Below are 25,208 nucleotides of genomic sequence, written 5' to 3' on the forward strand. Positions count from 1 at the left end.
ATTAAGGTGATGCTTATTCTTCAAGTCTCGAAAAGTTTATATAATCCGTATTTACAGGCTCATAACCTTCCAAACGCAGGTACGAGGAGATCTGACCGCGATGATAACTTCCATGCAAGGACACATGACTCAAAATATCAAAAATGGATGTGCTAAAAGCTATTCCTTTACTGTTCTGGTAAGGGATCATGGTATCCAGATCGGTATCCTTAAGCTGATCAAGGAACGACAGATATCCGCTATGATTCTCCTGAATGAGAGCCCCACACTCCGCAAGCCGAGAGATGGGCCAGATGCTCAAGGATGAGCTGTCTCTTTCATTCAGCCGTTCCAGCCAGACCTTTTCCGCGGAGAGTAGATGGCCGAATAACGAGATTAACTTCTCTGGTACAGCATCTGCTTTTTGCAATGCCTCTAATATCTCTAGATTAGCCCAATGGGTATGGCTTAATACACGAAGCAGATGCTTGTGTCCTGCCTCCTGCAGAGCTGTCATAGACTGTTCCTCCCCATATTATGGATTAGACGCTTGCGCTTCTCCCGTTCAGGATCATGCACAATACGGATGTTTTTATCAAAAATAAGCGTAGCGCGATCCCCCGGTCTGTATTGGGGCCATGATTGTTGAGTCGTGCCTGGATCTCCCCTGTGCGCAAAGGCAATCCAAGCTTCCTGCATAGCTTCTGCCAAACTTATCATAGAAGGTGTGATTTCTAATCCGAGCAGTGACAATAAAGACAGATTATTAAATACATAGGCGATTTCTGCACCATGCACTGCTTTGCCAAAAAACGGATGACCAGGAACGATCCAGTCGAACCTGTACATCCAGACAGGCGCATGAACCTGTTGGCTCTCCGCGAAGACAACCGAGCTGCTCCAGAAGTAAAGATCCGTCAGGATTTCGGCTTGCCCCTCCCATGATGTAGGATAATGGCGAGCGACCTCTGACAGATTCCCTGTTCCCATTAGCAGTTCGAGTGCCTTGAGCGATTGCTCAAAGCCAGCTGCCGAACCCTCCCGAAAGAACAAATTCCCCTCATGCCGATTAGTTCCAATGAGCAGCGGGATACCGCTTGCCGAACCCTTCTCTAAGGCATCTGCCGGATTTTCCGGCAGTGTGGACGGTTCAATCACCGGCTGAAAGAACATGCTGAGTGAATCGCCGGACAGCTTGTAGGTCATACGTTCAGCTGCTGCAATAATGGTCTCGGCCGGAAGTGAACAGAGCAATCCAGCCCCGCTAGCGGAAAAAATGCCAAGCTCGGCCAGCAATGCAGCTGCAATCGCGTCCGCCTGATCGGACTGCAACGTTTGAGCCGCTCCACTTTGCATAATTGCACCTGCGAACAAACCTTTCGCGGCAGGCATCGCCAGCAGGGCAGCAATACTCATGCTGCCTGCTGACTCCCCGAATACCGTTACACGCTTGGGGTCTCCGCCAAAGGCGGCAATATCATGCTGTACCCACGTAAGCGCCGCGATCTGATCCAGCAGTCCTTGATTGGAGGCTAATCCGTCCCCCAGTGGAGACAGATGCAGAAATCCAAACGGTCCCAGCCGGTAGTTAATGGACACCACAATGACATTGCCACGGGCAGCAAAGCTGGTCCCATCGAATAACGGTTGACTGCCTGCTCCAGTAATAAAGGTCCCGCCATGAATCCAGACCATGACCGGCAACCCTTTACCACCAGTTGCAGGTGCCCAAATGTTTAAGTAAAGGCAATCTTCCGAATGTTGCGGATTCCCGCCGCCAAATCGGGTACCCCGGCTATCTAGGGGCTGCGGGCTGACCGGACCGAATTCGGCAGCATCTCGGAGTCCACTCCATGACTCCGGTGGCTGCGGCGCACGAAAGCGAAGCTCTCCGACTGGAGGTTGTGCAAAGGGGACACCGCGCCAGACGTTTACGCCATTCTCTTGTCTTCCTTGAAGTTCACCGTAAGTGGTTACTGCTACAGGTCCTTTCATTGCATTCATCCTTTCGTGTTATTCTTTTTCCTCTTCCTCTTCAATCTTATTATATAATCCCGAACGTAAGCGGAAATACTGAAAAACATGAGTACATACTACCTTGAACACCGCATAACCGGGTACAGCCAAGATGATGCCAAGTATCCCGAACATTTTACCTGCAAAAATAATAACAAAAATAATCGAGATCGGATGAATCTTCAGTGACTTCCCCATAATTTGCGGCGAGATGAACTTGCCTTCAATTAACTGCACCGCAGTCCAGACGAAGACTAACTTCAGAAACATAAACGGTGAGGTTACTAGTGCTACAATTAAGGCTGGTGTAATGGCAATCGCCGGACCGAGATAGGGCACAACCGCAGTACAAGCAGCAGCTATAGCCAGTACAAGTGAATACTCCAGACCAATAATAAGATAGCCGATATAGAGCAGCATACCTATACAACAGCTGACGATAATTTGCCCGCGAATATAGGAAGCCACTTGGCTGTTCATTTCAGACATGACCATTTTAGTCTGATGCTGCATTCTCGTAGGAATGAATCTCAGAATGAATTCAGGAAGCTTTTTCCCATCCCGAAGCAGGTAAAATAATATAAATGGAGTAGTCACCACTGCCAGCACGATCTCCGTTAGCGCTCCTACAAAACTCCCTACCCCGTCCAAAGCATTATTCAGGAAAGACGTAGTCCAGGTCGTGACCCGACTCGTAATATCAGTAAAATCGGTTCCTACATTCTCCTGAATCTGCCCGAACAACTTGCTGCCGGTCATATCCCAGAACTGTTCCTGGATCTGGTCGCTGTACCTAGGGAAATTATCAATCAGGCCCACTAGTTGGGTGCGAATAATAGGAATCACCGTCAGCAGAATCAGCGTTATGATGCCGGCAATCAACAGATACAGAATTACAATTCCATACGCGCGTTTGACCCCGCTTCTTCTCTCCAGTCGGTCTACCAGTGGATTAAGCAAGTAATATGCGATACCCGACAACAACAATGGCGCCGCTACCGTGTGCAGCAATATGGTGACAGGCTTGAAGATAAACGACACCTTGGAGAATACCATCACATTAATCCCTATCAGCAATAAAATAAGCAAGGATACCACAAATTTATTGTTCAAAAAAAACTTTCTGAACTTCTCCGGCCAGACCTGCAGCCTCTCCATTTCCCTAACCCCCTGACTGCATACACTTGTACAGAAGTGTCATCTGATTTTTACTTTGTATTAGCATAGTCAACGTGAGCGCTTCAAGTCAAATTTCTTGTAAAGAGAGTTGCTCCAAGAACATCCGAATCTTTGTGCGGCTATCTAGAATGATCACCTGCTTCTCCTCATCGGCCTCACTCAGTACGCTAACAATCTTCGATCTGGAGCGTTTCTTGAAATTCCAAATCCAACGGATAAATTCCCAATCCAGCTGCTCTTGGCAACCCTCATTCATATCCGGACGGGTTAATCCATTGTATTGAATACGACGCTTTATTACGCGGTAAATGCATAGTACTCTCGGCATATCCAAAAATATAACCGCATCAGCCTTCTCCAACCTCATCTTAAGTGTCCGAGAGTAATTACCATCCATGATCCACGTTTCCTGCGCCGTCTGCTCCTCCACGAATTGCTCCCACTCCCGACTCTCTGACGCGACCCAGTCCGGCTTCCAATAATATTTGTCTAGATGGATCACAGGAATATGTAATATAGCTCCAAGCTTCTTGCTTAATGTTGACTTCCCCGCCCCCGCCGACCCAATGATTAGAATCCGTTGCATCTTGCCCTCCTAATAAGCATACCTTCATTTTCCTTCAATCAAACTTTATATCCGCAATTCTCCCTGCCTCCACAAACCCAATCGACTGATAGACCTTGTTGGAATCGGGGTTCTTGGCATCGGCATAGAGCATTGGCGTTAACTTCTCTAGGAGTAATTGCGCACATAGTTCGGCCACGAGTGCGCTGGCATATCCTTGTTTACGATGAAACGGTAAGGTATATACATCGTTAATGCGAGCGTGCTTGGTAGAGCGATGAGCTATCTTAGCCATCGATACGGGAATTCCCTCCACCATCCATAGAAACATTTGACCGGAGCCAGCAGCTGCTTCAGCCATCGACAGCAAAATCTCAAGTTTGGCTGCTTGCATACCAAACGCATCCTCCGAGAAACCTGCCATAAATCCCGCAATCGTAGCGGTATGTTCCATCGTTGCTTGCTGCAGATGTCCTCTGACATTCACAGGCTTAATCACTTCAGGACAATGATAGGCTTCCAGCATCATTGAGGTATGAAACAGAGCTCCCTTAACCTCACAAAAAGCTCTGGCAAAGAGCTTCGCCGTCTCCGGCTCCGCAGATATTCCACCATAACCGTCATCCTTCACGTATTCCACCAGTTCTTGTACAAGCTTTTCCCGCTGTTCAGGTTCAAGCTCGTTTGACACCCATAACCAAGGATTATGCCCTGTGGACTGGGTAAAGATCAGATTGCCGTCGATAGATTTAAACTTGGTCGCATCCGCGATTTCACTGATAAAATGAATCAAATTGTGTTGAAGCTCATCCTGTGCAAATGCCTTGCCATGCAGCACCATATCATCTGCAGTAAATCTTTCAAACATAATCGGATTCCCCCTAAATATACCTTTCTTTCAATGATAATCCTCTTTCCCGCAAAAATAAACAGCCCAGCACCGAAGAATTTCCGGTGCTGAGCTGCATTTTGGAATAAGTATATTAATGGGTAGACGGAGGAGGATGACAGGTCGTCCCGATGTCTAGGAAGCACATATTTCCTGCGAACAACCGTTTTAGGCTGAATCCTGTATTTTTTACAACATTACTCTCGAAAAGATCCTGTAAAAGTTGATTTACTGGATAAAATCCAACAATTCACTTCAAAACAGACTCCACAGGTAGCCCAAGTTGGATCTGATACAACATTTACGGACAACACAGTAGACTCAATAAATATTATTGGAATTTATACAGCATTTCCTCTTACTCCACGGAGAGGGTGACCAGTGATGGATTATTTGTCTCTCAATCCTCTCTATTCAGGATGAGGAATCATTTATCGACATCCCGAGTTCTCTTCACATTCTCTAGAGTGTGCTCTGTTTGCTCCGTCTACTTGTCCAGCGTTATGACCATATTCTTGCCGTTAGAAGTAGTAATGGTAATTTCCCGATCACCTACACTCACCTTCAATTGTTCTGCTGGAGGTTCTTGTGGTGCTGCTTCAATAGCCCCGTTAGGTTCTCCATAGATTGCTGCGACAAGCCAATGCATTCCGGGTGCAAGAGTAGTCCGCAAGGTAGGGATTGAGGTGCGCGGCTGCAATACATTGGTATTGGTATGAGGTCGGATTAGTTCAGCCTGCTCGTAGCCCAACAAATTGCGGACTTCGCTTCGTCCCTGACTACAGATTGCCCCAATCCCGGTCTCTCCCGCAGGAGTAATCTCCTGAAGCTCAGGTTCTAACTTTAAAGTAAAGCCTCCCTCAGCAGCCTCCAAAACTCTTGAAGTGTGCACGCGGTGAATGCGGATATGCCAAGGAAGACCGGCCACGACCCAAGTTTGCACTTCAACATCGGACCAAGGCTTCCACTTGGAGAACAGTACGTTGTCTTCGATCTGTGAGACCTCACTCATTCTTCTCACCCGAAACAGATTATCGCTGCCTTCACTAAGCGCCAGCATTGAGTCGAAAGCTCCTTGGGCCAGCCCCCACTCTGAACGGGGAACGCTGAAGCCAAATGCCGTTGAGTAAGCAAACTTCTCATATTTAGCCGAAGTATGTGTATGCTCATTCGTTGTGAGATGACCACTGTTAAAGGCAACTAGATGGCCGGTACTGGCTTGACGGCAAATCACAAGATGGGCAGGCCGCTGTACCGACAATTCCTCCAGTTCAGGCAGCGGCAACTCTTCTGCCAACCAAAAAGGATGATCCTCCGGCAGTGCAAGCGGCAGAAAAGACTTCAGTGACCAATACGGGGAACCCGGTGAATTATAGTTCTCGGCCATGACCAGATTCGGATAGGCATATCCAATGGTAAGCACACCCTCAGCATCAAAGATCGGCTGTTGGAACCACCAGCGCAAATTGCGCAAGACAAGACCTTTGATCACGCCATAGGACAGTACATCAACCTCGGCATAGGCCAGAGCACCCCAGAAAGCGGACTGTGCGAACCTGTAAGTCAGACTTCTCCCGTATGGAAGTGCGGAGCCGTCTGGAGCGAACCATTGAAGGAACTCTCCAGCGAATTCCCCAGCTCTCTCCTTGAATACACGGGCCCGCTCTGGGTCCTCATTACCCATCAACTTGGCGTACAGCAGACCATAATAATGAAGAGCAAACGGAACATAATAATCAATATGCCCACCCACACCATCGCTGTACCAGCCCTTGGATAAATAAAAATCATCAATGCGCCGCAAATTACGCTCCAGTTGCTCTGCGTCATAGGGAAGTCCTGCTTTATGGAATCCCATATTAACCAGCACATTGAAAAACAGCCAGTTGCAGTCATAACATGGATGAGTATTGATCTGGTTCAACCACTCATAGAGGTTGGAGCGTTCCTGCTCGTTCAAAGGACCCCAGATCCGTTCTGGAATCAGAGACAGTGCGAAACCAAAGGCTGCCATCTCTACAAGCCGCTGATCGTAATCAGCTACTGCTCCCCAGTATTCCGTATGTTCTGGATCAGTCCCGCTGCGAATACCGTCCAGACATATATCCCAGAGTTCATCTTCTGCGCCTCCCGCAAGCAATGGTACAATTCCCCATAAAACTCTAGAGAAACCCTCCATTTCGGCAATCGCAGGACCGTAGTGAACTCCAGTCACTCCCAGTTTCAAGCGAGCTCGACCCGCGCTGTAATGGGGCTTCAGCGGATAGACCAACTGACGAAATGCTTTTTGCAGATCTGCCTTCGTTTCCAGTGGATTTGTTGTAATATCCCCCAGAGGATTACTCATTAACTTGCTCATCACTTTTCTCTCCCTTAAAAGTCTGCGGAACCAGACTCCGCTAGATTCCACTTCAAAGCACCTAATTCTTGAGCAGCTAAACTTAGCTACTCACAAGGACGTTCTATTGCACTTTGTGCAATGTTTCTACACTTACAGCCTATTCCCAATAGAAAGGACCTTTGCCCTTCAGGCGGGCCAAGCCTTCAACGTAGAAGAAGTCCCCATAGATCAACGGAACATCAATGTTCTGTCCGGCTGGGTAATTGCTTGTACCGTGAAGAATCAATCCTTCCTCGGCATCATTGCCCCATGTGCCGTAATTACGGTACAAAGATTCCAGCATCTTGATGGCAGGCTCCCGATATACAGGCGCCTCCAGCTCTCCGACCTTGTCTGCCAACAGCAGCAAGCCACTTGCAGCACAAGCCCCGGCTGATGAATCACGGAACTCACGATCTTCTGTCGGTGCCCGAAAATCCCAATGCGGCACATAATCCTCAGGTAAGCGGGCCAGGAAGAAATGGGCAACCTTTTGCGCCGTATACAGATACTCGATCTTGCTTGTATGATGATACGCCAGCGTCAACCCGTAGATGGCCCATGCAGTTCCCCGCGACCAGGCTGATTCCGCAGCATAACCTTGACCACCAATGCCTTCGATGAATTCTCCGGTCTCCGAATCAAAACGGACAATATGATACACCGAGCCGTCCGGACGGATGAAATGCTTCACCACAGTATCCATATGCGCCTCAGCAATATGACGGTAACGTGGATCTCCTGTGACCTCCGATGCCCAGAACAACAGCGGCATGTTCATGGCACAGTCGATGATGGCGTAGCCCCGATTGTCCTCGCCTTCAAACCACGGGTTCCACGCCCGGATGAAGTTTCCCTTCAGATTAAAGCGGGCTGCCAAGAAATTCGCCGCTTTAAGGGCTCTGATCTTGGAGTCTTCATTCGCAAGCAGCTTGTACGAAGCCACGCTCGTTAATGTCCACATGAAACCCAGATCATGATCCAGACGCACATATTCGTTCAGCACAGCATCCAGCCGCTGCTCACACTCTTCAGCAATGGCCTTCAGTGACTCATCCCCACTCTCGTTATATAGCAGCCACAACTGTCCTGGCCAGAAACCCGCTGTCCACCAAAATGGCTCCTCCAGCACATATTTCCCGCCTTGGCTAGCATGGGGAAATCCCGCGCCAATACGCAGGCTGTTCTTCTTCGTCTTCTCTAGTGCCTTACTCCACGCTTCCTCTACCCATTCCAGCTTAGTTTCAGCCGTCATCTTTAGCCACCGCCATTCTTTTATTTAGAATTATTCATGAATTGGAATTCAAACACATACCGTGCTTCCTTGCTCGGCTGTCTAACCTGAAAGTCAACAGCATACCAGGTCTTCTCCACTCCAAAGTGGTCATGGAAGGAGTGGACCGAAATTCCCGGCTGCAGCAGGTGATCATCGTAGACAATGCTAAGTCCATGTCCATGAGCCTGCGGTCCCTTAAGGATTACGAGCCCTTTTTCAACGACAGGAGGACAAAAGGACACCATCCGCTCAATTAGCGCTGCCGGAGCTTCGTCAAAGTGGAATTCATCACTCAGCGTTAAGGAAGGCCGCACTCCGGTCCGCCACACAAAAGAGCGTGTCAGACTTTGAAGACCCTCATAGGCATAAGCCTGCGCCAAATCCAGGACGAGTACGTCCTCCTCCGGAGACGTAGCCGCTTCGAGAACAACAGCATAAGACTCCGGACCCGCGGTCTGATATTGCCCGTCGATAATCGGCACGCTATGACCTTGGGAACCATTGCAATCATGGGAATACCTTTCTGCCCCGAAATAACCTGCCTTATATTCACCACTGCCCAGATCAGACAGATAAACCGTCCCCTCCCCAAGGAGGATGAATTGCCCGAGATCATTATGGTTATGCGGCTCATCATTACTGCCGCCTTTAGCAGCGAAGCCAAATGCTCCGGCTTCACTGACATGACGGGACAGCAGCCACTGCGCATCAGGCAGATAATTGCTGGCACTCCCCCATTCAACCGGAGCACGGGTTGAATTTTTCCAAATCAAGTTTCGGAAAGCTGGAGCCCAGCGGCTGCAGTGATCCTCGCTGTATGCCGCCCTTAGCGATAATGGCGGCGCTTCCACTTCAGGAAAAGCCGCCGCTATATAATGGCTAAGTCCAAGCTGGACGCTGCCCACGGCCTGCGAATCAGAGAAATTGGCGACAAGTTCACCGCCGAGAAAACATTTTTGCTGAAACATAGCGATACTGCGCACCTGTTCGCGCTTAAACCAATCGATTTCTCCAAGGCTGCGTTTACGGAGAAGATCCGCGTAATAGACGAAATAACCAAACCCATAATTCCAGTAACCCAGTCCTTCCAGACAGGCTCCATCTGCGCCGAAGCCTTGCAGATAATATTCCATACTGCCCTGTACCTTCAGTAGTATATCGGTAAGCGTTTCGGAGTCCTTCAGCATCAGGAGAGCAGCCGCGCCAATCGAACCTGAACAGACCGCAGCCCAATTATGTGTAGCGGTCTCCCAGTGAAAAGGTCCGCAGGTTAAATAAGGCACGAACAATCGCTTGTTTACGTTCTCCTTAATCCGGTATTGCAGCAAGGCGGGCAACCTTTCTCCAAGAAGACAGCTTATCTCACTGAGCGCAAATCCAGTCTCTGCCGAGAACAGGTCAATCGTCTCCGTAATATTTGTCTCCCCCAGATGAGCTGGCAGACACCAGGTGTACTCGTTACAGATCGACCAGAGGATATCTTCAAGAGCAGCCAGATGCTCTTCCCGTTCCGGCTCTAGTAAGGTCAGAAACACAGAAGTATTCAAGATTCTTCTTCGTTCAAAATACACCCGCTCATATTCCAGCCTGGACCCCTTACGGGTATATATTGAAAATAGCGAATAAGTGAGCTCAGGAATAGGCAAACCACGCAAACGGTTTCCTTCCGCACGAATCTCCGACCGCTCGTTCTCATATAGCGGGGACTCCCTTACAGAGCGCCAGTAGTTTTCCTGATCACCGTCTGGATAATACAGCAGAAGATCTGCTGGCTCCATTGTAGAGACCATCGGCAACAACTCGAACCTTTCCATTTCACTCCGCCCTTCTTTGAATACTTGCCCTAGCCCCGATACTCCACCGGAGTAACTCCTGTATGCACCTTAAAGGTCTTAATAAAATAACTCTGGTTGTCATATCCAAGCTGTTCACAGATTTCACCCACGCTGCAATTTGTTCCGTCGAGCAGTTCTTTGGCTCTTTCCATTTTCAGTCTAGTAATATATTCGATAAAAGTAATTCCCGTCTCCTTCTTGAACAGCCTGCTAAAATAGCTCGCATTCAAATGCAGGTGATCTGCTACCTCATCCAGACTGATCCTTGAGCCCAGACGCTGGGAAACATATTGACAGGCTTCTTTAACATCCACTCTTTTGCTTGCACCAGCCCCGGCTCCTTTGGCGGCAACGATGGATTCCAGATGATTATTTAGCCACTCCTGTAGTGCTGGCAGCGAATCAATGTCCACAATTTCTTTATGCAGGGTATCTGCTGAATAGGCCGGGCGGACAGACTGCAGCGAATGCAGCTTCAGCTTCAAATCGAGCAGCAGCTTCAGCGTCCAATCCTTGACTGTCTCTGACAAATATCGCTCCTGCCGAATAAGGGAGATCCACTTCTCTGACACAACACGCGCCTGATCCGGCTGTTTGCCCAGCAGCACCTCACGCAGCTCTGTACTAGCCTGATCATAGTAAGTGAAGATACTCTGCCTGATGCTCGCTTCCAGGACAGGCTTCTTCTTGCATATATCCCGCTGCTCCAGATAGAACCGCTGCTCTTCTCCTCCCACTAGTTCATTCAAGCACAGTTTCAATGCCCCCGGCGTTTCACAGCCCTCACCTGTAATGAAAGACATATTAATCTTGAGCACTCTGAACAAGGTGGCCTGAATGATCTTCAGACTGGCTGCCGCTTCGGCATAGATATTGGTCTGGAGTCCTGGCTTATAGGAGAATAGTAGAAACGAAGCTTTCACATTATATCCGACGTACAAGCCTTTGGGCTTCATCCCTTCCAGCACTTCATTCATAACATTGCTCACGGCAAAATGCAGCGTCTGATCGGAGGTGAAACGGTATTTGACATGGCGGTAATCCTCCAAATAAGCAATAGCGGGCAGGCAGTATTCACCATTCTCAAACAAACCGTACTCCGCTGCTTCTACCCTCCACTTCTCGGGGGAAAGCAAGGGCTGATGAATAAAATTCTTGATGCTTTGCTCCTTGCGCAGCTCTCTCGTCTCTCCGAACCGATGCTTCATGCGCGAATTCTCCCAGCCCGCCTGATGCTCCTCATCCATGGATAGTTTGAATCTGCGCAGCAATTGAACCAGATCCTCTGGGTCAAGCGCATCCTTCAACAAATAGTCCTGCACGTTTAAGCGCATCGCCGCCTGTGCATATTGAAACTCGTTATGGCAGGATAAAATAGCAATGCGCACACCCGGCTTCCGCTCCTTGATTCGGGCCGATAATTCAAGTCCATTCATCCGAGGCATTCCGATATCCGTGATTAGAATATCCGGCATCTCCAGCTGTGCGTGCTCCCAAGCACTTTGGCCATTCTCGTGCATTCCCATCAGGCGGAAGCCAAGCTCTTCCCACTTGATCGTTTCGGATAACAGCTCAATGACGGGATAATCATCGTCCACCAGCATGACATTATACATCCCGCAACTCCTCCCTGTGTGGAATATGCATCTCGATAGTGGTCCCTTTTCCAAGCTCACTGTGCATTTTAATATCAAAAGCATCCCCGAACAATATTCTCATCCGCTCCACAACATTGTGCAGGCCCATGCCTGAAAATGAGCTGTTCCCCTCCTCCTTGTCAGGAAGCGAACCCTCACTAGAATCCATTTTGCGGTAGATGCGTTCCAGCTGTAAGGCATCCATTCCCCGTCCATTATCCTCAACCGTAAGCAGGACATACTTCTCCTGCATGACTGCCCGAATACTAATCAGCCCTGGCTGCTGGCTAAGCCCATGAATGAGTGCGTTCTCAACGAGCGGCTGGAGAAAGAAGCGTGGCACTTTAATGAGAAAAGCTTCTGGAACAATATCCAATTGAAGCTCCGCCTCTTCCTTTTGCCTCAGGTTCATTAAAGCTACATAATGAGATACCAAATCCATTTCCTCGTGCAGGTAGATTTCATCCTCCTCACGGCTAATCGTCATGCGGAGCAGCATGGACAGGGAACCGATCATCTTCGCGCTCTCTGGATCTCCTCGCTTCATCACCTTCATGCGGATTGAATTCAGCACGTTGAAGAGAAAATGAGGATTGATCTGTGCTTGCAGCATTTTCAGCTCTGCTTTTCTTTTGCGCGCCTGAGTATCGGACACTTCGGCAATCATTTCCATAACCCGGTCCAGCATCTGATCGAACAAGAAACCCAGTCGTCCAATCTCATCATTTCCTCTTATGCCGGAGCGCACCATCAGATTGCCACGCTGTACCGCCGTCGTTACTTTACCCAAACGTACCAGGGGCTTCGTGAAGGCCCTCACCAGCGTAATCAGCAGCAGCAGGAATATAAAGAACGAAATTAGCTGAATCACAAATACCCGATTAAAAATCGAGCTGATATCTACGATGCTTTCTTTATAGGGCTGCATCAGTACCAGCCGCCAGCCATTGAAAGGAATCTGCTGTTGTGCCACCAGATATTTATCCCCAGCTATGGACACTATTGACGATTCCTTCACACCACCCGTTGCCGCGGCATAGGGAAAGGGCTTACCGATACTGCCTGTATCACCGCCGGACACGATGGTGCCAGCTTCATCCAGCAGAACAACCTTCTGCCCTGCCGACAGGTTACCGAATATATGATTGAGCTGATCTTCCATAATGGTCACAACTACATACCCGTAAATACCTCCGCTGTCCAACCTCAAGGTGCGAGCAAGCGTCACTTGGTACGGATGATCGAACTTGTCATACGAATAATCAGTAGGTTCAACACCAATCCAATAGGATTCTAAACCTCTTAACTCCGTCAGCTTCTCAAACCAGGCTTTCTTTTTAATATCCAAAGGTTTGTAATCACTGACTGAATAATTCATGAAATACGAGTCGTTAGTGAGCAGGACGGTGACATAACTTGCCTCGCCTACAAACGTCAAGCTATCCAGCTGTTCAAGCACGCGGTTCGCGTCCATAAATCTTTGATATTTATCACCGACCTCATTATTTGAAGCTACAAGCTTAAGATAGGCCTTCAGCCCGGGATTCACTTGTACGTAATTAGCAATGGTCAGCATGCCCTTCAGTCTGTTCGTCACCGAGCCGTTCACCAGCTTTAATGAATCCTCGGCATTGGAAATCGCCTGCTTCTGCACGGCTTCCTGAGTCAATGAGTTATATATGATTAGCGTTAGGGCCGCTGGAACAAGAATACAGGCAATAGAAGCAATAATTAACTTGTGTCGGATAGATTTAGGGGCTAGCTCCCTGAGTTTCTTAAACATGAATGTCCCCCTTTAAAGTAAAAAAAGGGGGACGAGGAGTCCGCCCCCAATTTGGGTTCATTATACCAATAAATTTATTTTTTGTTGGCGGCAATAATCTTATTCACACGGTCCTGGGAATTCTTGACCGTTGTATCCACATCCTGATTGCCGAGAATCATTTTCTCGTATTCCTCATTTATAGCCTTGTTGACCTCAGCTTGATAAGTTGCCGGAGGAATGATGGCCGATGCTTTTGAAGCTACTAATGTGTCTACCAATGATTTCTTGTCTACCTTTTCCGGATTTTTAGTGCCCGCCAGAATAGTATCAATGATGCCTTCTACCTGATCACTAGTCACCTTGCTCCAGGCTGGAATGTTCTTGCCTTGGACAAGCTGTCCTTCCGTTGTATACCAGCGAACAAATTTATAAGCGGCTTCCTTGTTTTTGGATTTTGCAGCAACCGCTACATAGTCCGTTGTAACCGGAGTCAATCCAATTTCATCCGCTGCATTGTTCTTAGGGAATGGAGCAACCGCTACATTAAAGTTCAAAGGCACTTTGTCTGTGCCGCCGATTTCTGTATTCATCCAGCTTCCGATCAGCAGCATGCTGGCGGATTCATTAAAGAATTGGGTCCGGTAAGCCAGCTTCTGCGAGATCATATCGGCGTAAGGAACCGAAGATTGATCTTCTTTTTCCATTCTCAATCTCAGCTCAAGCGTAGCCTTGAAGTTAGGATCATCCAGATTGGATGTGCCGTCAGCTTTCAGATATTCAGCATTCTGTGGTTGATTCTCCATCTTCAGCTTCAGGAATTCCATCCAGCCGCCTGCTTGAGGACCATGAAAGTAAGTACCATAACGTTTCTGGGCACCTTCACCAGTCGTCAGTTTCTTGGCATAGTCGGCAAAATCATCCCAAGTCCAATCGGTAGGAACCGCAAGACCGGCCTCATCCAACTGGTTCTTGTTCAGCAGTACATACCATGGATTAAACTTGCCTGGAAGTGCATAAACCTTGTCATCCAGATGGGTATCCACCTTGTAATCTTCCTCTACCTTGTAACCGTCTTTGGCAATAAAATCATCCAATGGTTCAGCCATACCAAGTGCAACACGCTGAGCATACCCTGCTGCATCACTAAACATCAGAACATCCATCTGCGCAGATGATGCCGCCTCTAGGTCAAGCTTCTTGAAAGCCTCCTGCGTATCGCCCTTTTCACTTAACTGCACTAGCTCCACCGTTACATTCGGTTCTAAGGCTTGATACGCATCAAGCGTATGCTTCCAGTTATAAGCTTCTTCTGTACCATAGGTGTACAAGCGCAGATTAATCTTGTCTGCCGCAGCATTTGTACCCTTAGTAGCATCCGGGGAGGCCGTATTTCCGTTAGCCGCGTTATTGTTGTTCGAGCCACCGCAGCCGGATAGCAGGCTTAACATCAACACCCCTGAAATCGCACCTGCCCAAACTTTTCTCTTCATCATGTAATAACCCTCCTAAAAGTTTTGTGAGCGTTGCTTCTTTGAGAACCTTCGTACAAAACTCGCTTCGAAAGCATTCATCTTATGATCACTGTCTCACTACCAAAGTATAGAATACGCTTTCACAAGGGACATGAAACAATATTTACTTTTTCCAAACTATTTTTACTTCTATTTAAAATGGCTATTCATTCCGTATCATTTATTACCCTTTCACACCGCCAAGTGCGATGCCTTCGATAACGCTTTTTTGACCGATGATGAAAATAATGATTAATGGGAGTATAGCAGATACAGCTGCCGCCATAATTAAGGAATAGAATTCTCCACTCATTGAAGTAAATTTCTGGATCGCAATCGGCAAGGTCAGCAGGTTATCACTTCTTATGAAGATAAGCGGATTCTGATAATCATTCCAGGTCCAGATAAATCTCAGGATAGCATAAGTAGCTACAGCTGGCTTAACGAGCGGCATGGCGATAGACCAGAAAATACGGGCATGACCTGCTCCATCGATTTTGGCGGATTCAATAAATTCCTGATGCAGTCCCATGAAAAATTGGCGCAGCATGAATGTGCCCAATACGCTAAAGCTGCCGAGCATAATCAAGCCCAGATGGCTGTCGAACAGCCCAATATTACGATACAGAATAAATTGGGGAATCAGGATAGCCTGTCCTGGAATCATGTACGTCACAAGTACGATCATAAACAGGAAGTTGCTGGCAGCGAATTTGATTTTGGAGAACCCATAGGCGGCCATTGCGGATATGAGACACGATACCACCGTAGTAATCACTGCCACTTTAATTGAATTCCAGTAATACAAAGGAAATGGATAATCCCCAAACCAGACTTCTTTATAGTTCTCTATAGCATTCCAGTGCTTGGGAATCCACTGAATCGGATAGGTGAAGACATCCGTCTCTACTTTGAACGAGGTAATAAGCATCCATATGAATGGCAGCAGAAACAGAACACTTCCTGCGAACATAAGAATTGTAACGACAAGCTTGCGCCAGTTGAGGCCTTCGCGCGTTTCCATATTTTCTCTCCCTCACTCTCTCTTTAGTAATTGACCCATTTCTTCTCAGCCAACCACTGGCCAAAGGTAATCAATAGCACGAAGACAAACAGCACAACTGCGATCGCCGAAGCGTAACCGACCTTGAGATTCACAAAGGCTGTATCATATAAATACCAAACCATCATGGTTGTCGAGCCAATTGGCCCCCCTTGCGTCATGACGGCGATAATATCAAATACCTTAAAGGTAGCGATAATTCCCGTTACAAGCAGGAAAAATGAGGTTGGAGACAGCAGCGGAAAGGTGATCCGTCTAAACTTCGTCCAGGCGTTAGCACCATCAATATCCGCAGCTTCATACAAATCCTTCGGAATGGACTGCAGACCCGCGATGTAGATAATCATGTTAAACCCAATCGAGATCCAGATAGAAATCATCATAATCGAGATCAGTGCAAAATGCGGATCAGCAATCCATTTCGGCGGATCGGAGATCCCGATGGCCTTCAACATTTCGTTAATGGGCCCATAGGAAGGCTGGAACAGCACCTGCCAAACTACGGCTACCGCTACGGTCATGGATACATAGGGAACGAAGTAGGCAATTTTGAAATACCCCTTCAGATACACATAACGGTCAATGAGTACCGCCAGCACCATGGATACCAACAAGTAAATCGGTACGGTCAGCAGAAAAATAAAGTTGTTGCGGATCGAGCGGATAAACATCTCATCCTGAAACAGGTTGATGAAATTCTGCAATCCCACCCAGCGGATACCATCAAAACCTTGAACAAAGTTCCAGTCAGCAAAGCCGAGCACCAGCGTCGCTATAATTGGGATCAGCACTAGAATGGATACTCCGATCAGCATCGGGCTTACAAACAGAAAGCCTGACAGCGTTTCACCTCTTTGCAGTGACCACCCTTTGCGTTTACGCGCAGCTGGTGGCTTTTGCGATAATGTCTCAATATTTTGCCCCATTGTCTACACCTCAATTGTTTCGTTTATAAGTCACACTTGAATATGTATTTATTATAAAAAAAATACCGTCAGCACTTTGACGGTATTTTGATCATATTCACTGTAATTTTTACTTATTGCGTTCATGCGAAAGGATGGCTGTTACTTTTTCTTCTTGCCTTTAGCACCCCGTTCAGTTGCTGCTATCAGCTTCTCATCATAGGTATATACAACCTGCTCTTCAAGCCGCTCGCCCTGCAAATGCTTCCGCACCAACGCTTTCGCTGATTTGGGCGTAATTTCTTTATACCACACGCCTTCAGGGTAAGCGATAACTACACAGGCATCATCGCATCGCCCATTACAACGGGTCACAGTCGTATGGATAAGACTCTGTGCACCTTGCTTCTCTATTTCATCCTCAATGGCTTCGGCAACCTCTTCGCCCTTATTCTTCTTACAGCTGCTTCCATTACAGATCAGCAAATGGCTTACCGTCCCTTGCAGATTCCAGGTCGTCATGGAATCATCCCCCCTCTTGCCCAATAATCCCCCACTACCGGAGTATCATAAACTCTACTAATAAGAGTGCTTAGCGTCAATAGGAGCACCGGTAGATGAAGTGGCGAGGTTATTTTCAATGACTACGGAATTACTCAAGTGGAAATAATAGCTTTAGCTACGATACTAAACCAAGGAGATCACACCCTATGAAGATTCTGTTTCTTTATTTCCTGCTCGCCTTTATGGGCTTGTCTATGATTGTCACCATTGATCTGTTGTCAGAACTGAGTCTTTCGATGTCGCTCCACTCCATTTATACCGCCTTTGTCAACATAAACATACAGGAATCTATACTCATGGTTTTCTTTATTTCCCTTCCCTTTATTAACGCTATAGCCGATTCCTTCAAGAAACGGAAACAAAGAACTAAATAATGTCACCTCAAAAGACCCAGACATTTACGTATGTAATGTACAATGAACAGCAGTATAGGAACGGCCGCACACATATACGTCAATATATATTTCATAAAAACTTTTCCCTCATCCAAATGTATGGGGTAATTCTCTGCGCTAATAAATGAACTAAACAGAACAACAATCCCAATAGGAACAGCCAATTTCCGGGCATCCTTCACCTTAAATAAATCCGCAGTCACTGTCATAGCAGCGTAACAGTAAATAGTCATTTTGAAGAAAACGCCGATAATTAAGGTTAATATAACTAGAGCATCTAGCCGTTGAATAAAATTAGCCAAATTAACTAAAGTTATCGTTGTAAATAATGGAAAAGTAGCTCTGGCGTATATATTCGTTCCTAGTACAGATATTTCGATAGCATGTGTGAAACTCAACAGTAGACCACTTAGGATGATTGCTGCAATTCCTGTCCGCTGGGCCACACGAAACTTGTTAATATGAGGTAAAATTGTAGTAAAGCATACGAGTTCCCCGTAAGGAAAAGTCCAAATGCTGGGATACGCTGAAGTTAATGCATCTCTCCAGTCCTTCGCATGTATTGGAAACAAATTTTCAAATTCAACGAGTCCGGCAGCAATAACAACAAAGCAGCATATTAAGCCCATACCAAGGATAATTAGCAAATATATTTCTGCTGTTCTGGAAAATACTTCTAATCCTTTATTAAGCACATAGATCACCGCAGTGATCATCATGGCATTAATTATAAATATGGGTGTTTGGTCATAGGAAGACGCTATTAACAAGTCCCCCGCTTCCCGTAAGTTTCTGGAGCCATTATACATGAAGATTGGAATATATAATAAGCTCAGTGGCCAACCCAAGAATCGGCCCAAAATTCTCTGAGTATACCCACTGATGATCATATTGGGATATTGCTGATATAAATAAGAATAGATAAGATATAAGAGAACGCCTCCAGGCAGGGCGAGCAGTATAGATATCCAGACTGCATGTCCACTTTCAAGCCCTATGGGAACCACGAGTGCCGTACCCATTTCAAACAGAATAATCATGGCAAACAATTGATTTGCACTAATGAGTTCTTTTCTCATTTTGTGGATTCCCCCACCTTTCCAGCAGATTCTTGTTATTCTTCATTTTGTTGATACGGCTTTGATCTCATTCCTGTGCTGCGAATGTACGCTTCAACATGAACATCCAGTTCCCCTTTAGCAAATAAGGATACCCAATTCTTCTTTACCGTTTTCCATGCCTTAGGATCAGTACGTTTTAATTCATTTCCAAAATTGAAAATATCACATTCCATGCTCTGGGCAACTTGTAAAGATTTCACAACTTCTCCTTTCGTCTTCAACGCGATCTCTTTTTCCAATTTATAGAGTTCCTTCCTCTGGCTTATATCAACAAAATCTTTTATCTCATTTATTGAACCCTCCTCTTTGATGTAAATATGAAAGACCGGCACCCCCTCACGAAGATTAACCTTCACTTTCGTTTTTGAATGATTAATAATGACGGCAATCGAATCTTGTTCTTTCTCGGAATCGATATTAATACTGGTCTGCTCTAACTTATTCTGAACCCACATTGTTCCTCTGGCCTCTGGACCATCCAGCCAACCCTTTAATTTCCCTTCTTTAAATACAGCCAATCCGCTCAGGGAAATGACCGCTTCCACTTGACTTTGTTCCAGGTGTGATTTTTTCGATCCTTTATCCAAGTCACCATAAATTTGAACACCGCTGATAACCGGTTCGCCTTCTCCAGTTATGGTGTTAATTAGCTCAAATACACTTATTGCCCTATTTTCTCCCCATAATTTTGCTGTATTCTTATTCTTCTTGACCACAGCCATTGCTGGAATGCTCTCGATAGGTAACAGTATTTTCAGAACAGAAGCCGCATCAGTCTCTCTGGATACAATAACTACCGAATTTAGCCGAAGTTCGTGAGACCTTTCAAATACGTCAAACAGACCGTTTATTCCGCTCTTTGCCATAGACTCTCCTATAATCAAAAGCTGCGTGTGAGCAAAAAATAGCTGTCTCGCCGCCTTTCTTGATGTTTTACGCAAGGCCCCAAACAAAGTCCGATCTGTTGTCGTGTAGACTGTAATCGGTGGCTGCCCTGTACTGGCTCCTACACTCGTAGCAGTTGCCGACGGATTAACAATTTGAAAAGTAACCCGATATTCATCACTATTCGGCGCTTTATCTATTCCTATACCGGTCACTATGGCCATATCATTCAATTCTCTGCTGTTCCAACAACTTGTAAGCAGCAATAGCATTACCATATAAATAGGAGGCTGAATTATCCATTTAACTTTCATCTGAATCTCCCCGCTTCCCCTTATCTACTGCCATTCGAGTAATATTCTTTTGGTTGACCAGACGCGGCCTTTTACTCATGAACTTCAAAGGAACACGTATGATGGAATCTCTATGATTCTCGGCAATAAAAGGACCCAAAGGAGACATATAAGGAAATCCAAGGGATCTCAGACTGCACATATGGGCAATTAAAATAAAAAGAAGGATAGATATCCCATAAAGCCCCATAAATGCGGCGACAAACATAATGGTAAAACGGAGGATGCGTATCGAAAGAGCCATGTTAAAGGCGGGTGTCGCAAAGCTGGAAATACCCGTTAGCGAAACGACGATTACCATCGCAGGTGAGATAATTCCTGCTTGTACTGCAGCCTGTCCCAATACCAATCCCCCAATAATAGATACGGTTTGACCAATGGGGGATGGCATACGAATTCCAGCTTCACGTATAATCTCGAAGGTAACCTCCATCATGAGTGCTTCAATAAATGCAGGGAAAGGAACGCCCTCTCTTTGCGAGGCTAGGTTAATTAACAGTGAGGTGGGGATCATTTCCTGATGAAAGTTGAGCGCAGCAATAAATACAGCAGGACCAAATAACGAAATTATCAGACACATAAATCTTAATAAGCGAATAAATGTGGAAATATCAAACCGTTGATAATAATCTTCTACAGCATGAAAAAACATAAAAAATGAAGTAGGAGCAATCAAAACAAAAGGCGTGCCATCCACAAAAATAGCAACCCGTCCCTCCAGTATATTTCCGGCAACACTATCTGGGCGCTCCGTGTTATATAAGGTTGGAAATGGGGAAAATACATTTTCTTCAATTAATTGTTCGATATAGCCCGATTCCAAAATGGCATCCACGTCAATGGCCTGCAGTTTTTTTTTCAAAGCCTGAAGCGCTTTATCGTTAACAATGCCATGAATATACATCAGTGAGACGTTTGTTTGTGTCACATCACCGATTTTCATGGTTTCAATCCATAAGTTCGGGCTCTTTATTTTCCTGCGTACCAGAGAGAGATTTGTCCCTAAGGATTCCGTAAAACTTTCTTTAGAACCACGGATCGCTACCTGGGTAGTGGCTTCCGTAACCGATCTAACTTCTCCACCACTTGTGTTTCCTCTTATCGCTTCTCCAATTCCATCGATCAGAAGAATCGTATTCCCGGAGAACAAAGCTTCAAATAGCACATCCCAATCTTTGATAATCTTTTCTTCACTTACGTTTCGTGCTTTTTCTTTCATAAATGCAAAAATATCTTTCGCTGATATTATTTCTGGATGCTTACCGTCAAAAGAATCAATTGACATCATATGCCCCACAAACTCTTCAACCACGGCTTTTTCGATAAGACCTTCAACATATATCGCAGCAACTTGGATCTGTGCAGACATCAAGGTGAATTTCCGGATGATAATATCTGGGCTGTTCCCCAGTCTTTCTCTGAGTTGATCCAGATTATCTGTTAAGCTGCTCGAAATAGACATCATCCACACCTCCTGACGATACTATTTGCTTACAGCACTTTTTTTATACAACTTATGGAATCAAGCGGATACTATATATTCTTTATATCTGCACAAAAAATCCCGATTAGGCTCATTATGAGCTAACCGGGATATACGTTCCTTCTTCTAATGATCATCACCTACTAATGATCGTCGACTACGCCTAACGCTTTGTTCTTTTCCTTGAAACGTTCATTGTGAGACGATACATAAGCCACTTTGGGAGCTGACGGGTCCATGTACAACTTGGCACTATTAAGCGCCAGAACAGCATCCGTGAAAGTTCCGGCAATCAGGCGGACCTTGCTGCTGTGGTCTACAAAGTCACCGGCAGCGAAGATGCCAGGAAGATTGGTCTCCAACTGGGCGCTGACATTTGCACACCATTCACCCATATCCAGGCCCCATTCCTTCAGCGGCCCGAAATCACTTTTCAAGCCATGATTCACGATTACAGCATCCACCTCAAGCAGCGCGGTTTCCCCCGTTTCTATATGACTGATCGTTACCTGATCAATAGCTTCACCGTTGCTGCTCTGCAGATGACTCACAGCGTAAGGCACTCGCACATCAACTGTTGAGGATTTCATCCGAGCGATATTCTTCTCATGGCCTCCGAACTGCTCGCGGCGGTGCACGATGGTTACGCTCGCCGCAACAGATTCTAGCTCATTGGCCCAATCCACTGCCGAGTCGCCCCCTCCGGAGATCAGCACCCGTTTACCCCGAAAGGGCTCTAATTCCTGAACGGTATAATGCAGATTCGTTACCTCATAACGATCTGCACCAGCAATTTCAAGCTTCGCCATCTGCAAAATACCATAACCAATGGCCAGTATCACCGTTCTTGTCCAATGCTTCTCTCCGGTAGCCGCGGTCAGAATATAGGTCCCATCCTCCTGCCGCGCCTGATCTGTAATCTGCTGCCCCAGGACGAGAGTTGGATCAAATGTCCGCGCCTGCTCCCCTAGCTGATCAATCAGCTTGCGGCACAGAATCGGAGTCACGCCCCCTACGTCCCAGATCATTTTCTCAGGATAAATAAGCATTCTTCCGCCAAGCTCTTCCTTCGCTTCAATTAACTTTGTCTTCAAATCTCTCATTCCACTATAAAAAGCAGCATACATACCGGCAGGTCCCCCGCCAATAATCGTGACATCATATAATTCCAATGGTTTGCTCACTTTGTTCTCCTCCATATCTTTAGTCTAGTAACACACTTCTTAAGACTTCGTACGTGCCAGTAAATATAAAAAATAGGGAGCTCCAATAACGGCAACAACGATCCCCGTTGGAATCTCTGAAGGCTGTAGAATCCACCGGCCGATAGTATCGGCCGTAATCACCAGCAGTGCTCCCAGAAGCGCTGATGCTGGCAGCATTAGCTGATGCTTTGGGCCAACCAGACGTCTGGCCAGGTGTGGCCCAATCAGACCGACAAAACCGATCCCACCACTCACCGCAACACTTGCAGCAGCTAGTCCTACCGCGGCAGCCAGCAGACGGAATTGTTCTTTTGTTACCGCGGCTCCTAGTCCGGTGGCGGTCTGCTCACCCAGATTAAGTACATTCAACACCCGCGCCTTATAAATTACATAAGGCAGCAGAATAACAATCCAGGGCAGCAGAGAAAGTACAAACTTCCAGCTAGTCCCCCAGATACTTCCAGCCAGCCAAGTAGCAACGAACTGGTACTTGTCCGGATCAAGCCGCAGCGTAAGCACGATCATCGCTGCGCTCATCCCTGCCGCGACGGCAACACCTGTCAGGAGCAGACGAATCGGAGAGATCCCCTGATGCCGTTTGTAAGCGAGAGAATAGATTAGGGCGGCAGTACAGGCGGCACCTACGAATGCCACTATCGGCAACAGAAATACTGGTGCTGCTGAGGTCGTTGGATAGAAGGAAATCAGCAGCATGACCATAAGGCCAGCTCCAGCATTAATGCCGAGAATACCGGGATCTGCAAGTGCATTGCGGAAGACCCCTTGCATTACAGCTCCGGAAACAGCAAGTCCTGCACCGATCAGAATAGAGATGACAATCCGTGGCAGTCGAAAATCAAACAATATTAGTTCTTGCTTCGCTGTCCCCTTCCCGAACATTGTCTTCAGCAGATCCAGAGGAGTTAAGCGTATGTAGCCAGTGTTCACACTGATAATAAAAACAATGATAATTAGAAGCATTAATACGAGCATCACGTGCAGACCCCGTTTGTTTCTGGATGAACCATAGGAGGTGACAGCTGTCTTCTCCGGCATCACAGCTCCCTCCTTTCCTTGCGTGCAAGATAGAGGAAGAAGGGGACACCAATAAGCGCAACGATCGCCCCCACTGGCGTTTCATACGGGGGGTTAACCATCCGGGCCCCAAGGTCAGCGAAGACGACCAGCAAACTGCCCAACACAGCCGAACATGGAATAATCCAGCGATAATCCACACCAACCAGATAGCGGGTCAAATGCGGAATAATTAGACCAATGAAACCTACTGCACCGACCACTGCTACAGAGGAACCGGCTAGGATCAAGACAATTAGCGCGCCAGCCAATTTAACCAGACCGGTTCGTTGCCCCAGTCCCTTGGCAATATCCTCACCCAGACTGAGCATAGTTATAGAACGAGATAACGCTATAGCACCCATCATCGCTCCTCCTATCCAGGGGAACATTATCTTCAACTGGAACCACTTGGTGCCTGCCACACCCCCTGCATACCAGAAAGCCAGATCTTGACCAATATGAAAATATAAAGCGACCCCTTCGCTCAGCGCTGAGAGCAATGCACTAAACGCGGCACCAGCCAGCACCAAACGCGCGGGCGACAGACCCCCTTGGGCCATGGAACCAATACCATACACTATTCCTGCACCTGCTCCCGCTCCCACAAAGGCATACAGAATCAGATACATAAACGAAAGATTCGGAAAAAAAGCAAAGCAGAGTGCCAGGGCAAATCCGGCACCTGAGTTAATGCCCATCAGACCGGAATCCGCCAAGGGGTTTCGGGTCATACCCTGCATAATAGCCCCGGCTACCGCAAAGCTGGCCCCAACCATTGCACCACCTAACACCCGAGGCAAACGTAATTCCCGAATAATCTGATGGTCCGTAAGCTCCGGATTAAAGTGAATAATGGCTGCCCATACGACAGACCATTTAATGTCAGCGGCTCCAAAAGAGACCGATACAGCCATACCCAGCGCTAGCAGAATCAGGCCACCGACCAAGATTAATGTCGCAGCCCAAGGGCGTGAACGGAATTTCTCTTTATCCGCTTTTCTATTCACCCCTACTCTAGTAGTCACTTGTTGATTCATGAATGTCACCTGTTTTCTATGAAATTGATTATCATTATCATTACCATTCTTTATAGTATTGTAATTTATGTTCCCTTAGTTTGGCAAT

General features: G+C 46.8%; 21 protein-coding genes. 1 reads left to right on the forward strand and 20 read right to left on the reverse strand.

Annotated features, from left to right (window positions below; all coding sequences use genetic code 11):
* Window positions 1-13 precede the first annotated feature (13 nt).
* From GJB61_RS10635 to GJB61_RS10700, 14 genes are all read right to left on the reverse strand, one after another.
* Window positions 14-496: a DinB family protein gene (locus tag GJB61_RS10635; protein ID WP_154118478.1), complete on the reverse strand. Its 483-nt coding sequence runs from the start codon at window positions 494-496 to the stop codon at window positions 14-16.
* Window positions 493-1,974, reverse strand: a complete 1,482-nt coding sequence (locus GJB61_RS10640) for a carboxylesterase/lipase family protein (protein WP_154118479.1) — start codon at window positions 1,972-1,974, stop codon at window positions 493-495. The genes GJB61_RS10635 and GJB61_RS10640 overlap by 4 nt, the downstream gene beginning before the upstream one ends.
* An 18-nt stretch (window positions 1,975-1,992) precedes the next feature.
* A complete protein-coding gene (locus tag GJB61_RS10645; RefSeq protein WP_154118480.1) occupies window positions 1,993-3,153 on the reverse strand; it encodes an AI-2E family transporter in 1,161 nt (386 codons plus the stop codon).
* Window positions 3,154-3,241: 88 nt separating this feature from the next.
* Window positions 3,242-3,760, reverse strand: coding sequence for a DNA topology modulation protein (locus GJB61_RS10650; RefSeq protein ID WP_154118481.1), 519 nt, complete (start codon window positions 3,758-3,760; stop codon window positions 3,242-3,244).
* Between the two features lie 34 nt (window positions 3,761-3,794).
* On the reverse strand, window positions 3,795-4,607 hold the full coding sequence (locus tag GJB61_RS10655) for a GNAT family N-acetyltransferase (RefSeq protein ID WP_154118482.1): 813 nt from the start codon (window positions 4,605-4,607) through the stop codon (window positions 3,795-3,797).
* 508 nt (window positions 4,608-5,115) lie between these two features.
* The gene (locus GJB61_RS10660; protein WP_229521595.1) at window positions 5,116-6,987 is read right to left on the reverse strand and encodes a DUF2264 domain-containing protein; all 1,872 of its coding nucleotides are present in this window, start codon (window positions 6,985-6,987) and stop codon (window positions 5,116-5,118) included.
* Window positions 6,988-7,126: 139 nt separating this feature from the next.
* Window positions 7,127-8,263: a glycoside hydrolase family 88 protein gene (locus GJB61_RS10665; protein WP_154118483.1), complete on the reverse strand. Its 1,137-nt coding sequence runs from the start codon at window positions 8,261-8,263 to the stop codon at window positions 7,127-7,129.
* Window positions 8,264-8,283: 20 nt separating this feature from the next.
* Window positions 8,284-10,098 carry a heparinase II/III family protein gene (locus GJB61_RS10670; protein WP_154118484.1) on the reverse strand — a complete coding sequence of 605 codons (1,815 nt, stop codon included), beginning with the start codon at window positions 10,096-10,098 and terminating at the stop codon, window positions 8,284-8,286.
* 29 nt (window positions 10,099-10,127) lie between these two features.
* Complete coding sequence (locus GJB61_RS10675; RefSeq protein WP_154118485.1) at window positions 10,128-11,735, reverse strand: response regulator transcription factor; 1,608 nt, start codon at window positions 11,733-11,735, stop codon at window positions 10,128-10,130.
* Window positions 11,728-13,539 carry a sensor histidine kinase gene (locus GJB61_RS10680; RefSeq protein ID WP_154118486.1) on the reverse strand — a complete coding sequence of 604 codons (1,812 nt, stop codon included), beginning with the start codon at window positions 13,537-13,539 and terminating at the stop codon, window positions 11,728-11,730. The genes GJB61_RS10675 and GJB61_RS10680 overlap by 8 nt, the downstream gene beginning before the upstream one ends.
* Before the next feature lie 74 nt (window positions 13,540-13,613).
* Complete coding sequence (locus GJB61_RS10685; RefSeq protein WP_154118487.1) at window positions 13,614-15,014, reverse strand: ABC transporter substrate-binding protein; 1,401 nt, start codon at window positions 15,012-15,014, stop codon at window positions 13,614-13,616.
* A 202-nt stretch (window positions 15,015-15,216) separates the two neighbouring features.
* Complete coding sequence (locus GJB61_RS10690; protein ID WP_154118488.1) at window positions 15,217-16,056, reverse strand: carbohydrate ABC transporter permease; 840 nt, start codon at window positions 16,054-16,056, stop codon at window positions 15,217-15,219.
* A gap of 23 nt (window positions 16,057-16,079) precedes the next feature.
* Complete coding sequence (locus GJB61_RS10695; protein WP_154118489.1) at window positions 16,080-17,021, reverse strand: carbohydrate ABC transporter permease; 942 nt, start codon at window positions 17,019-17,021, stop codon at window positions 16,080-16,082.
* A gap of 141 nt (window positions 17,022-17,162) precedes the next feature.
* Complete coding sequence (locus GJB61_RS10700; RefSeq protein WP_154118490.1) at window positions 17,163-17,522, reverse strand: (2Fe-2S) ferredoxin domain-containing protein; 360 nt, start codon at window positions 17,520-17,522, stop codon at window positions 17,163-17,165.
* Between the two features lie 188 nt (window positions 17,523-17,710).
* On the opposite strand from GJB61_RS10700, the gene GJB61_RS10705 reads away from it, so the two are divergent.
* Window positions 17,711-17,938 (forward strand): YczF family membrane protein, encoded by a 228-nt coding sequence (locus GJB61_RS10705; RefSeq protein WP_154118491.1) that lies wholly within the window; start codon window positions 17,711-17,713, stop codon window positions 17,936-17,938.
* Between the two features lie 2 nt (window positions 17,939-17,940).
* Here the strand turns inward: GJB61_RS10705 and GJB61_RS10710 are convergent, their stop codons facing one another.
* From GJB61_RS10710 to GJB61_RS10735, 6 genes are all read right to left on the reverse strand, one after another.
* The gene (locus GJB61_RS10710; RefSeq protein ID WP_154118492.1) at window positions 17,941-19,038 is read right to left on the reverse strand and encodes a GerAB/ArcD/ProY family transporter; all 1,098 of its coding nucleotides are present in this window, start codon (window positions 19,036-19,038) and stop codon (window positions 17,941-17,943) included.
* A gap of 35 nt (window positions 19,039-19,073) precedes the next feature.
* Entirely contained in the window at window positions 19,074-20,279 is a 1,206-nt protein-coding gene (locus GJB61_RS10715; RefSeq protein ID WP_154118493.1) for a Ger(x)C family spore germination protein, read from the reverse strand.
* The gene (locus GJB61_RS10720; RefSeq protein ID WP_154118494.1) at window positions 20,269-21,783 is read right to left on the reverse strand and encodes a spore germination protein; all 1,515 of its coding nucleotides are present in this window, start codon (window positions 21,781-21,783) and stop codon (window positions 20,269-20,271) included. Before GJB61_RS10720 ends, GJB61_RS10715 begins: the two co-directional genes overlap by 11 nt.
* Before the next feature lie 161 nt (window positions 21,784-21,944).
* Window positions 21,945-22,985, reverse strand: coding sequence for an NAD(P)/FAD-dependent oxidoreductase (locus GJB61_RS10725; protein ID WP_338115749.1), 1,041 nt, complete (start codon window positions 22,983-22,985; stop codon window positions 21,945-21,947).
* A gap of 39 nt (window positions 22,986-23,024) precedes the next feature.
* Complete coding sequence (locus GJB61_RS10730; protein ID WP_154118496.1) at window positions 23,025-24,062, reverse strand: FecCD family ABC transporter permease; 1,038 nt, start codon at window positions 24,060-24,062, stop codon at window positions 23,025-23,027.
* Window positions 24,062-25,120 (reverse strand): FecCD family ABC transporter permease, encoded by a 1,059-nt coding sequence (locus GJB61_RS10735; RefSeq protein ID WP_154118497.1) that lies wholly within the window; start codon window positions 25,118-25,120, stop codon window positions 24,062-24,064. Before GJB61_RS10735 ends, GJB61_RS10730 begins: the two co-directional genes overlap by 1 nt.
* Window positions 25,121-25,208: the final 88 nt, after the last annotated feature.

Source organism: Paenibacillus monticola (genome assembly GCF_009664975.1).
Taxonomy (GTDB): Bacteria; Bacillota; Bacilli; order Paenibacillales; family Paenibacillaceae; genus Paenibacillus_AQ; species Paenibacillus_AQ monticola.